Here is an 11,473-nt window from a genome sequence, read left to right as displayed (position 1 = left end):
ACGGCAGCAGGCTGCCTATCGGGACTTGCCCCGCAGTCGCATCAGCGCCGAACGCTTCCGCGATGGAAATTGACCCGGAAACTCGCACCGCCCCCCGGCGCCTCGCCGACGCTGACCGAGCCACCGTGGTGCTGCACGATTTCCTTGACCAGGTGCAGGCCCAGGCCACTGCCGCTGCCCGCCGCGCGCAGGCGATGGAACGGCTCGAAGATCGCCTCGCGGTCGCCTACTGGAATGCCCGCGCCCTGATCGCTGACTTCCAGCACGCCGCGCGTGTCCAACCGCACGCAGATGGTGCCACGGCCACCACCATGCACGATTGCGTTGTGCACCAGGTTGGCGATCACCCGCCCCAGCGCCAGGCTGTCGCCATGGATCCACACCGGTGCCTCCGGCGCGTCGACTTCGAATCCATAGCCCGCACCCACCACCAGCGGCGCCAGGTCCGCTGCGGCCTCACGCACCAGCTGGGCCAGGTCCAGCCGCTGCAATGCGCCCACGTTGCGGTCCAGGCGCTGCAGGTCGAGCAGGTGCTCGGCAACATTGCCCAGCCGCGCCACGTCGGTCAGCAGCTGTGACTTCAACTCACCCTGCGGCAGCTGCGACAGGCGCGCCTGCACCACGGCGATCGGCACGCGCAGTTCGTGCGCCGCGTCGGCGAGGAACTTGTCGCGCGCGGCATAGCCCTGCTGCACCTTGTCGATGGCGTCGTTGAATGCTTCCACCAGCGGCGCCACTTCCGTCGACACCAGGCGCGCGTCCAGCCGGGCACCCGGCTGGCCGATATCCAGCTCCTTGGCCTGCTGCGCGGAACGGCGCACGCCGCGCATCGCACGGTGGATCACGGTCGGCATCACCAGCAGGGTGACCACGATCAACGGCAGGAAGAACCACAGGCCGATCAGCCGCAGCACCATCAGTGCGCCGTCCAGCAGCCCGCCCTTGGGTGCGCCTCCCACCATCACGGTGATGCGGCGCCCATCCTCGTTGCGGATCATCACCCGCGCCACGTCCAGATAGGGCGGCACCAGCGACCCGAGCTCGCTGGCACCCACGGTCGGCAGCCGCGCAAGCAGCGGCGCGTGGACCGCCGGGATGGTGCCGCGCTCAAGCCAGACGCCCTTGTCGTCGACCGCAGCGAACCAGAGATTGCCACCGGCGTCGGTATCGAGCGCGTCCCAGCGCGCCTGGTCCAGTACCAGGCGGCCGCCTTCGCTGTGCACCGCCTTGGCCACCGCCTCGGCAACGAACATGTCCATGCCCCAGGAGTCCTTGTCGCCCCAGGTCAGGATCAGGGCGACCACCGCGAACAGCACGGTGAAGGCCTGCGCCAGGAACAGGCGCCAGGCCAGGCCCAGGGTGATCGAACGGATCGGACGGGCCACCTCAGGCCTCCGCCAGCAGGTAACCGACACCCCGGATCACATGGATCTCCACGCCAGCACCGGCCTGCTGCAGTGCCTTGCGCAGCTTGGAGATATGCGCGTCGAGCGCATTGGACTGGATCTCATCGTCGAAGCCGTACACCGCGGCCTCCAGCGCGCTGCGGGTGACCGTGCGCCCCTGCCGCATCGCCAGGGCCTGCAGTACCAGCACCTGCCGCCGTGGCAGTGCCAACGGCTGGCCCTCCACCTGCGCCTGCAGCGATTCGAAATCGAATTCGAGCCGCCCCAACCGCAGGCTCGGCGTCACCATCGCTGACGGCCTGCGCGACACGGCGCGGATCCGCGCCATCAGCTCCTCGATCGCGACCGGCTTGACCAGATAATCATCGGCGCCGACATCGAGGCCTTCGACCTTGTCGGACAGCGTGCCCTTGGCGGTCAGCATGATCACCGCCAGGTTCGGCCGCAACGCGCGCGCATTGGCGACGAATCCGGCACCATCGCCATCGGGCAGCTGGCGGTCGAGCAGCAGCAGCTGGTGCACCGGTTCGCGCAACGCGAGCGCGGCCTCGGCCAGGCTGCCGACCACATCGGCGACCACGCCCTGCCGCTCCAGGCCCGATTGCAAGGCGCGGGACAGATCGGGATCGTCTTCGACCAGGAGGATGCGCATCAGTGACTCGTCTATCGGAAACGCTGCCGATCATAGTGCCTGGCGCCCTGCTTTGGCGCCCATGGATGCCCGCGGCTGCAGGCGCAATGTTCTGACAATGTTGCCCCTTCAGCATGCGCAGCCATCCCCCGCAACGTGGCCGAACGATGCTGTCGCTGCCCCTGACAAGGACCCCCATGGCCTCCGTCTCCCACACTGCCGACGCCCACGCCATCCTGCGAGCGCCTGACCTGGACAGCGCCGAGCGCGCCTATCTGGGGCTGATGCCCGACCTCGAACACGTGAACGCACTGGCCCGTCGTGCCGTGGGCCTGTCACGCGTGGCCGACGCGGCACGCGGCTATGCGTTGTCGATGACCCTGGTCGGACTGCGCCTGCAGGAGCTTGAGATGGGCGAGCCGACGGCCAGGCAACATCGCCAGGCGACCCTGCACAGCCTGCGCCAGGCCTTCAGCGCCTGACGGCGCGCGCGCCTGGAGAGCGACGCGGCATCTTCGCGGTGCCACCGGCATCCGTCGCATCAGCGCGGCGCGCGAGCACTGCACATCCGCGTCACGTCAGCGCAGCGTGCTCCACGCCAGCAGCACGCACAGGACCGCGACCCAGGCCACGGCCTTGAACGTGCCTTCCAGCATGTTGCCGCCAAACAGGCCCTCCAGCAGTGGATTGGGCCTGGACACCGGGACGTGATCGCTCATGCAGCAGTTCCTTTCCGTGGTGGCGCGGTTGCGCGGTAGCCCGGAGTCTACGCCTGTGCATCCCGGATTCATCGTCGCCTGCCTGCCTTTGGCGACGCATTCCGGGCCTTCGTCGCAGGCCGGCTGCGATACCCGGCGCGCCATGCCAGCCTCCATGCACTTTCCCGCTGGAGCACCGTGCCATGCCGATGCTTGCCCTGATGCTGCTGTTCTCCAGCCTGTTCGGCGACGGCGATGGCGGCGGTCCCACCGAGAACGCCCTGCGCAGCCAGATCCTGCGCGTTGAGGCCGCGCAGGATGCGCACGGGGCCGAGCCGCTGCAGCTCTATCACCTGCGTCCGGACCGTATCCTGCGCCTGGGCTGCCAGCGGCTGCCTGACCCGCACAGCGCGGCGCCCGATGCCGGGCCGGTCCAGGTCCGCGTGGCGCAGTTGTGGGAGCGCGTGGATGGGCGATGGCAGATCCGGCGTTCGATCAGCATCCACCGCTGAATTCACGCCACTGAACCGGCGGGAGGGCCCCGCTTTCACGGGAAGGACAGGCCACCTCATCGGAACGAAAAAAGCCGGCCCAGGGGCCGGCTTTCATCGTTTCCACCGCTTCACCGGCGGACCGGGAGCAGGTGGTGGGCGGTACAGGGTTCGAACCTGTGACCCCTACCATGTCAAGGTAGTGCTCTACCGCTGAGCTAACCGCCCATCATGTTCTTGCCGCCCGCAGGCTGGCCTTGTTACGTAAAAACCCGGCGCCAGGGCCGGGCTTTGCAGTTCACGACAGTCCCCTTGCGAGGGCTTCGTGGTGGGCGGTACAGGGTTCGAACCTGTGACCCCTACCATGTCAAGGTAGTGCTCTACCGCTGAGCTAACCGCCCGTTTTTGCTTCTGCATTTCCGCGATTGCGTCGGTGCAGGCCGCGTATATTACGGATGCCGGCAGGGAAGCGCAACACTTTTGTGAAGATGACGCTGCACTGCCACGTTCAGCCGAGGCTGGCTTCCTTCAGCTGCCGGATCTGGTCGCGCACGCGCGCGGCATCCTCGAACTCCAGGTCCTTGGCGTGCTGGTACATCTGCTGTTCCAGTGCCTTCAGACGCACCCCCAGCTGTGCCGGCGACAGCGAACGGTAGTCGGCCGCCTCTTCGGCCACGCCCGGCCGGCCCTTGCCCCGGCCTTTCTTCGCTTCCTTTTCGGCCGCATCCGAACGTGCGCCTTCCAGCACATCGACGATCGGGCGCGCCACCGAACGCGGCACGATGCCGTGCTCTTCGTTGTACTCGACCTGCTTGGCGCGACGGCGGTCGGTTTCATCGATCGCCGCCTGCATCGAACGGGTGATCTTGTCGGCGTACAGGATCGCCTTGCCGCGCACGTTGCGGGCCGCACGGCCGATGGTCTGGATCAGCGAGCCGGTGGAGCGCAGGAAGCCTTCCTTGTCGGCATCCAGGATCGCCACGAGTGACACTTCGGGCATGTCCAGGCCTTCGCGCAGCAGGTTGATGCCGACCAGCACGTCGAACTTGCCCAGGCGCAGGTCGCGGATGATCTCCACGCGCTCGACCGTGTCCACGTCCGAGTGCAGGTAGCGCACGCGGATGCCATGCTCGGTGAGGTACTCGGTGAGGTTCTCGGCCATGCGCTTGGTCAGCGTGGTGACCAGCACGCGATCACCGGCCTTGATGCGCGCGTTGGCCTCGCTCATCAGGTCGTCGACCTGGGTCCCGACCGGGCGGATCTCCACCACCGGATCGATCAGGCCGGTCGGGCGCACCACCAGTTCGGTGATCTCGTCACCCGCCTCGCGCAGCTCGTAAGGACCGGGCGTGGCCGACACGTAGATGCTGCGCGGGCAGCGCTCCTCCCACTCCTCGAAGCGCAACGGACGGTTGTCCAGCGCCGACGGCAGGCGGAACCCGAATTCGACCAGGGTTTCCTTGCGCGAGCGATCGCCCTTGAACATAGCGCCGATCTGCGGAATGGTCACGTGCGACTCGTCGATCACCAGCAGCGCATCCGGCGGCAGGTAGTCGAACAGGGTCGGTGGCGGCTCGCCGGCCTTCTTGCCGGTCAGGTGCCGGGAGTAGTTCTCGATGCCATTGCAGAACCCGACCTCGGCCATCATCTCGATGTCGAACTGGGTGCGCTGCGCCAGGCGCTGCGCCTCGACCAGCTTGTTCTCGGCATACAACTGCTCAAGCCGTTCCTTCAGCTCGACCTTGATGGTTTCCACCGCGGCCAGCACGCGCTCGCGGGTGGTCGCGTAATGGGTCTTGGGATAGACGGTGAAGCGCTGCATGTTGCGCAGCGTCTCGCCGGTCAACGGATCGAACATCGTGATCTTCTCGACCTCGCCGTCGAACAGCTCGATGCGCAGCGCCTCGCTGTCCGACTCGGCCGGGAACACGTCGATCACTTCGCCGCGTACGCGGAAGGTACCGCGCTGCAGCTCGTATTCGTTGCGCGTGTACTGCAGCTGGGTCAGGTGGTTGATCAGGTCGCGCTGGTCGATGCGTTCGCCCTTGGACAGGATCAGGCGCAGCGACAGGTAGTCTTCCGGTGCACCCAGGCCGTAGATCGCCGACACCGTGGCCACCACGATCGCATCCGGGCGCGACAGCAGGGTCTTGGTCGCGGCCAGGCGCATCTGCTCGATGTGCTCGTTGATCGAACTGTCCTTCTCGATGAAGGTGTCCGACGAGGGCACGTAGGCCTCCGGCTGGTAGTAGTCGTAGTAGCTGACGAAGTACTCCACCGCGTTGTGCGGGAAGAAGGCCTTGAACTCGCCATACAGCTGCGCCGCCAGCGTCTTGTTCGGCGCCATGATCAGCGTCGGCTTCTGCACGTTCTGGATGACGTTGGCGATCGTGTAGGTCTTGCCCGAGCCGGTGACGCCGAGCAGGGTCTGCTTGGCGATGCCGGCCTCGAAGTTGCTGGTCAGCTTGGCGATGGCATCGGGCTGATCGCCCGCCGGCGAGTACGGCGAGACAAGTTCAAAACTGTCGCTCATGGTGTTGCCAGTTCCCGGGGAAGATGAGTATACGAGGCGTGGGGTGACGGCTGGCTGAGGGGTCTCCGGGCAGCCCGCCGCGGAGCTTCCCGATGGCAGCCGCCCGGCCAGGCGCGGAGGCTGAATGCATGCGCCCTGCCCACGCCCCCTGCCCCGTCGGCCCCCGCCCAGCGCGGGGCGTTCACCTGACCGAACTGCTGGTGGTGGTCGTGGTGCTGGCAGTGCTTGTCAGCCTGGCACTTCCCGCCCTGGGAGCCGCACTGGAGCAACTCCAGTCGGATCGCCTGCGCATGCAGTTGCACAGCGCCCTGAACCAGGCACGGGCAGCTGCACTCAGCCGGCGCAGGACCATCGGCATCTGTCCCAGCCTAGACGGGCTGACCTGCGGCGACGATTGGAGCCATGGCTGGTTGCTGTACCAGCCTGGACACGATGGCTCGACTGCCCCTTTCCTGCATCAGGCGCTGACCCCGCGCAGGCGATTGGCCGCCCGCAGCACGACCGGGCGCCCAGCACTGGAATTCCGCGCGAACGGGCGCAGTCATGGCCGCAACGCGAGAATCTTGATATGCCAGCACGGCCGTGCCCAGGCCGAGGTCGTCGTCAGCAATACTGGACGAGTCCGCTCCCAACGATTGGATGGAGACTCTGGTTGCTGAAGGCCTGCCTGCAGACGCCGCAAACTGCAAAAAAAAAGCCGCGAGTCATCGCGGCTTTTTTGCATCTTGCGCCCGAAGTTGGACTCGAACCAACGACCCCCTGATTAACAGTCAAGTGCTCTAACCGGCTGAGCTATTCGGGCGGGGACGCGCATTCTAGTAGGTGCCCGGGAGGGATGCAAGCCCCACCCACAACATTCACCAGCAGGCCGCCACCCTCGACGCGCTTGCGGTCTTTACGCCGGCTTGATTGATGGACAGGGTGCCGCACTTGTCCTTGGCCTGGTCGCCCTGGGGAGTCGCGGTCAGCGTGAACGTCCCCTGTGCGGCCTGTACCGTCACCGCATAGTGCGCCGTGCCGCCTTCGCGAGGCGACTGGGCCGTCGTAGCGCCGCCGCTGAACCGGAAGTTGGCATAGGTGTTGTTGGTCGTATGCGAGCGCTCGGCCAGCTGGGCGTACTCGACAAGATCCGCCTTCGCCTGGGCGCGACGCGACTTGCGAACCTGTTCGACATAGGAAGGATAAGCCACCGCTGCCAGGATCGCGATCACGGCAACGACGATCATCAGTTCGATCAGGGTGAATCCCTTCGCCTGCGCAAACGCGCGAGGCTGGCGCACCAACGACCCTGCATTCGTGGGGAACATGCTCACTCGAACTCTCCGTTACTGGATCTGGCGCCAGGACTGGCGACCGCAGGGATAAGGGGCATACATGGGCGCGGCGCCTGAGACATTGACCGCGATCCAGCAGCCAGCGCCACTGGGAATCGTCGGAATCTCGGCGTCGTCCGAGGACTTACTGGCCGGCTGCAGACGGGGCACCACCGAGACGCCCACATCCTTGACCGGAGCATTGCCGCCGGTACTCAACTGCAGACCAGCTGTACCTTCGGCTGCCGCCGTACCCGTGATCGACCCAAGCCGCATGCCCGCCAGTGCTCCCAACCCGGTCCGCGGACTCAGCCCCAGCAGCCAGTTGGCACCACTGGTGCTGCAGCCGCTGGTGATGGATTCGGGCGCGTAGGTCGTGATGAACAACGTGCTTGAAGCAAGCTCCGGATAACCCACGGCACGCTCACCTGCGGGGAGATCCACATACCAGCCACGCGACCCGGTCGGTGCCGTACCCGCCTGGATGCTGCGCGCGCCCCCGGTGGTGGACAATGTGTTGGGCGTGAGATTGGAACGCGTCAACGTGGTTGTGATCACACCAGCGGACAGATCATTGAATCCGTAGATGCTCTGGATCTGGGTACCGGAGATCGGCAGCGTGTCATCGTTGAACGAGAAGCTGCCCGTGCCAAACATCACCAGCACGCCACCACTCTCACCGGACGCCACCTGCAGACCGCCGGTAATAGGCTGCCGGTAGGTGGAACCGCTCTGCACGAAGGTCCCGGTGGTGAACGCCGGTACCGTTACCGTTGCCGCATCGGACAGCAGATCGAACTTCCACACCGCCCCCTTCAGGTCTGCCGCATAAACGGTATCGGCGTAGCCATCGCGGATACGGATGGGGGCGTTTGTGGTCGGATCCAGACGCGTGCTGTCCACTCGATCAAGCACCACGATATTGCCCAGGCCATTCTTGCCCGCAATGGTCGAGCCCGGTTCACTGGCTTCAATCATGCGCACCCGAGGCGTCGCTCCGGTGCCGATATCCACCACGAACAGGACTGCCTTGTTGCTGGCGCTGGAATAGCCATTGCCGAAAATCGCCTTCCAGCTGACCGAGCCATCGGCCGCACGCACCGGCACAATGACCGGCTTTCCGAGCACGTGGCCGATGTTGGCGCGGACCGCCGTATCGCCGGTGAGATCATTGATTTCCCACAGTCGGTTGGCACCAGCGAAGGTGTCGGGCGCGCTGACATCCAGCGCAAACACGCCACGGCCGCCGGCACCGGTGGTACCTACCAGCGTCGTATGCCAGTCACCGCCGTAGAAGGTGTCGCCGACGGTCAGCGGACCGTCCACGAAGTACTTGTGCACGAACGGCTGTGCGTACTTCTTCTCGGGATCGTTCGGGATCAGCAGATTGCCCATGTGGCCATACGAGGTGGCCGGAATGTAGCCAAACAACTCGCGGCCGCCCTGGCCACCCACCACTCCAGCCGCATCCATGCCGCCATCAAACGCATGCAACATGCCATCGTTGGCTCCGGCATAGACCACATAGCGGCGGTTCGCGCGTTTTGCCGTCAGATAGTTGGAATAAGTGGTCCCGAGGCTACCCGCCAATGCGCGATAGCCGAAGTCGTCTCCCGGCGCGCTGATGACCGGCGTGGAATTGATGATGTCGCCCAGCAACGTCGTGCGATCGCGCAGCCGCCCACCACGACGGACCTCGCGACTGGTGTCGCCAAGCAGATAATTTGCCGCTGCCGCAGCATCAACCCCCAGCGCGGTCAGCGTTGAGGCATTGCAGATGGACTGCGCCGGATATTGCGTGGACGAGAGGCCGCACAACCCCGCCAACGACACCGTGGTCGTGCCGAACTTGCGCACTGTTCCTGCATCATTGAAATAAACGTTGCGCGCGGTGGCGGCAGGGAACTGCTCGCTGGCTTCCCAGATACGCGTGTACTGCACTTCGCGAGTCGTCGGATTGATCGTGGCCTGGCTGGCGGTGAGGCGGCTGAACCAGTCAGTGCCATTGTTCTGGACATCGTACATCGGCACGACCGTCAGCGACCCTGGGCCGATGCGGGCACCACTCTGAGCGAACGTTCCCGACGGCGAAGAACCCGAACTGACCGCCGACAGCACCCGACGCATCGCATCGGTCACGTCGGTAGGCGTCTTGGCATTGATGAACTCGCCGCGACTGTTGATCGAGGCGTGCCACAATTCGTCGATCACGCGGCCGTCGTCGGCCGTCACCGGGTCGCCGTTGGCGTTCCAGTTCGGCGGGTTTGCGTAAGGATCATCAGTCGACGCCTGATTGACTTCGTAGATGTTGCCCTGAGCCCCCAGCGTCACACCGTAGAAATTCATGTGCAGGTTGGTCTGGCAATCCAATCGCTTCCAGTCCGGCGAAGAGGAATCGAGACTCTTGCACTGCTCCGGAACGGGCACCAGGCCAGCCGGGAAGCTGGCGCCGGTACGCAATGGGGTGGACGCGCCGGCGTAATAGGACGCGGCGATATCGGCAATGGTATTGCTGTAACCATCGGCAAAAGGCGCGCCCGGGAAGTGGGTGCCCCCGGCCGCGTCGGCATTCCCATAGCCGCTGGCGACATTGTTGGCATTGGTGTAACCGTCAGTAAACAGCATGCCGCCATTCTTTTGGCAGGCGCGAACGACCGGGGCGCCACTGTCGGTCCGGCGGAACTGTTCACCGAGGAACGCGACCGCCTGTCGGTTGGGCGTACCGCCGGCAGGCTTGAGTCGATAAATCTGCGCAAACAGGTCCGCGCGCTGGGTAGCCACGTCGAACATGGTCACGTTCTGGCGGTTGTTGATGGTGAAGTAGCCCACACGCATGTTCTCTACGCCTGCCATCGCATGCGAAGAGGAGCCCACCATCGACAGGATACGATTGCGGTGGTACTGGAACCAGTTCGCGAAATTCTTCTTCGCCTCGGCGAGCTGGGGCGAGCCCTGCGCGTAGTTCGCGTCGAGGATCTGATAGCGGCGCATGTCGCAGCCTGGACCGCAGGCATTGCGGATCAAGGGCCGGTTCACGTCCGCGGTCAAGTAGCCGGCCGGTGCCGGCGCACTGGCGGGCAAATAGAATGTCGCCGGTACATACCCCATCTGCACGGTGCAGTTGGCGCGCACATCGACATCATTCGCCAAGGTGATCCAGTTGCCGTTGGAACTGGCCAGCCCATTGCTGCTGGTCGAGTTGCAGCTACGGGCAGTGGAGCGATAACGGGTGCCCGCCGGGATCGTCATCCCCGTCATGAACTGGAAGGCTTCACCATTGACTTCACGATAGGCCAGGTTGTAAATCGTGCCGTATCCAGTCGAGAAATCGGTGCCATAAACGCCGGGATCGCGCGGGTCGGTACGGGCGTTGCCGAAGTCTGCATCCGGCCACAGGGTGTTGTTGCTCGCGTCGGCCTGGGGAAGTTTCCAGGGACTGTAGGTCACGTCGGGGTTGTAGTAACTCGCGTTGTAGGTCGGAGAACGCGCGAAACCAAAGGAATCGATTGGCGGGATGGCGCGTCCCGGCGAGTACGACGCGGCGAATCCCGAATGCGGGAAAAGATACAGGTAGCAGTCCGCCGAGTTGGTTGAGCAGCCCTCACCGACGTTGTAGAACACACCCGCGGAGCTGAAGAAGCTGCTGCCCGTCCATTGCATGCGACCATCACCCCCCTTGAAGATGCGCTCGAACGTCATTGAGTTCGAATCATCAACCGCCATGATGAAGGCGGGCGGGATGGCCGTGGTGTTGTTAAGCGGTGCCTGGGCGAGATCGCCCTGCCCTTGCGCTGCGAACAGGCTGTAGGCGAAATAGCCGCCCACGCCCAGCAGGGCGACAGCGGACGCAGCGATGATCCGGGGGGTTCGACGGGACATGCCGACAACCTCAGGGCTTGAAGATGGAATCGATCGACGCCGTCGACGAGGAATCCGTCGGGGTATCGGTAGCGAAGGTGGTGATCTGGTAGATCGGCGTCACCGGGTCGAGCGGCTTGCCCATCGACAGCGAACCGCCACCGATGACACAAGAGTCGATACGGCGCACATTGACGGCTTCACGGGTCGTCAGTGCACGCCCCCGGCCCCATGCCACCGGGTCGAAGGCGATATCACAGTTCTGCTGGACATCGGTATCCACCAACGGCGCATCACTGGCCGCCGCAACACGGTTGGCGATGTTCTCGAGTGCATGCTCACTGCGCCGGGTCACACCCTCGGCGTTCTGGAAAGCGACATTGGTCGCGCGGTAATTGGACGCCATCTTTTCCTGCATGCCGGCGACCTGCATGCCGGCGATGCCGATCAGCGCCAGCAGGATGAGCATGATCAATGCCACATAGAGCACCGCACCACGCTGGGTACGGGCCATGGGGCGCTTGCGGACTCGAGCATTCATGG

The 11,473-nt window shown here is 64.9% G+C and carries 9 protein-coding genes and 3 tRNA genes; 2 read left to right on the top strand and 10 right to left on the bottom strand.

Annotation, left to right across the window (positions count from 1 at the left end):
• Window positions 1-41: 41 nt before the first annotated feature.
• Complete coding sequence (locus LRM18_RS13815; protein WP_103282606.1) at window positions 42-1,385, bottom strand: HAMP domain-containing sensor histidine kinase; 1,344 nt, start codon at window positions 1,383-1,385, stop codon at window positions 42-44.
• A gap of 1 nt (window position 1,386) precedes the next feature.
• Window positions 1,387-2,058, bottom strand: coding sequence for a response regulator transcription factor (locus LRM18_RS13810; RefSeq protein WP_270954836.1), 672 nt, complete (start codon window positions 2,056-2,058; stop codon window positions 1,387-1,389).
• Between the two features lie 176 nt (window positions 2,059-2,234).
• On the opposite strand from LRM18_RS13810, the gene LRM18_RS13805 reads away from it, so the two are divergent.
• Complete coding sequence (locus tag LRM18_RS13805; RefSeq protein WP_049464757.1) at window positions 2,235-2,519, top strand: hypothetical protein; 285 nt, start codon at window positions 2,235-2,237, stop codon at window positions 2,517-2,519.
• A gap of 96 nt (window positions 2,520-2,615) precedes the next feature.
• Here LRM18_RS13805 and LRM18_RS13800 read toward each other — a convergent pair whose 3' ends face one another.
• A complete protein-coding gene (locus LRM18_RS13800; protein WP_182068641.1) occupies window positions 2,616-2,756 on the bottom strand; it encodes a hypothetical protein in 141 nt (46 codons plus the stop codon).
• A gap of 182 nt (window positions 2,757-2,938) precedes the next feature.
• On the opposite strand from LRM18_RS13800, the gene LRM18_RS13795 reads away from it, so the two are divergent.
• The gene (locus LRM18_RS13795) at window positions 2,939-3,247 is read left to right on the top strand and encodes a hypothetical protein (RefSeq protein ID WP_057493614.1); all 309 of its coding nucleotides are present in this window, start codon (window positions 2,939-2,941) and stop codon (window positions 3,245-3,247) included.
• Between the two features lie 132 nt (window positions 3,248-3,379).
• On the opposite strand, the gene LRM18_RS13790 is transcribed toward LRM18_RS13795, so the two are convergent.
• From LRM18_RS13790 to LRM18_RS13760, 7 genes are all read right to left on the bottom strand, one after another.
• A tRNA-Val gene (locus tag LRM18_RS13790) sits at window positions 3,380-3,454 on the bottom strand.
• Window positions 3,455-3,552: 98 nt separating this feature from the next.
• Window positions 3,553-3,627, bottom strand: a tRNA-Val gene (locus LRM18_RS13785).
• Window positions 3,628-3,734: 107 nt separating this feature from the next.
• Window positions 3,735-5,759, bottom strand: coding sequence for an excinuclease ABC subunit UvrB (uvrB, locus tag LRM18_RS13780; RefSeq protein WP_049464761.1), 2,025 nt, complete (start codon window positions 5,757-5,759; stop codon window positions 3,735-3,737).
• 728 nt (window positions 5,760-6,487) lie between these two features.
• Window positions 6,488-6,561: transfer RNA gene (locus tag LRM18_RS13775), tRNA-Asn, on the bottom strand.
• A gap of 55 nt (window positions 6,562-6,616) precedes the next feature.
• Window positions 6,617-7,066: a type IV pilin protein gene (locus LRM18_RS13770; protein WP_270954872.1), complete on the bottom strand. Its 450-nt coding sequence runs from the start codon at window positions 7,064-7,066 to the stop codon at window positions 6,617-6,619.
• A gap of 18 nt (window positions 7,067-7,084) precedes the next feature.
• On the bottom strand, window positions 7,085-10,951 hold the full coding sequence (locus tag LRM18_RS13765; protein ID WP_088476371.1) for a PilC/PilY family type IV pilus protein: 3,867 nt from the start codon (window positions 10,949-10,951) through the stop codon (window positions 7,085-7,087).
• A 10-nt stretch (window positions 10,952-10,961) separates the two neighbouring features.
• Entirely contained in the window at window positions 10,962-11,471 is a 510-nt protein-coding gene (locus tag LRM18_RS13760; RefSeq protein WP_049467547.1) for a PilX N-terminal domain-containing pilus assembly protein, read from the bottom strand.
• Window positions 11,472-11,473 lie beyond the last annotated feature (2 nt).

It is taken from the genome of Stenotrophomonas sp. PI_27, assembly GCF_027854495.1.
Lineage (GTDB): Bacteria > Pseudomonadota > Gammaproteobacteria > Xanthomonadales > Xanthomonadaceae > Stenotrophomonas > Stenotrophomonas pavanii.
The sequence above is the reverse complement of the archived record's forward strand: the minus strand, read 5'-3'. Positions and strand labels throughout refer to the sequence as shown.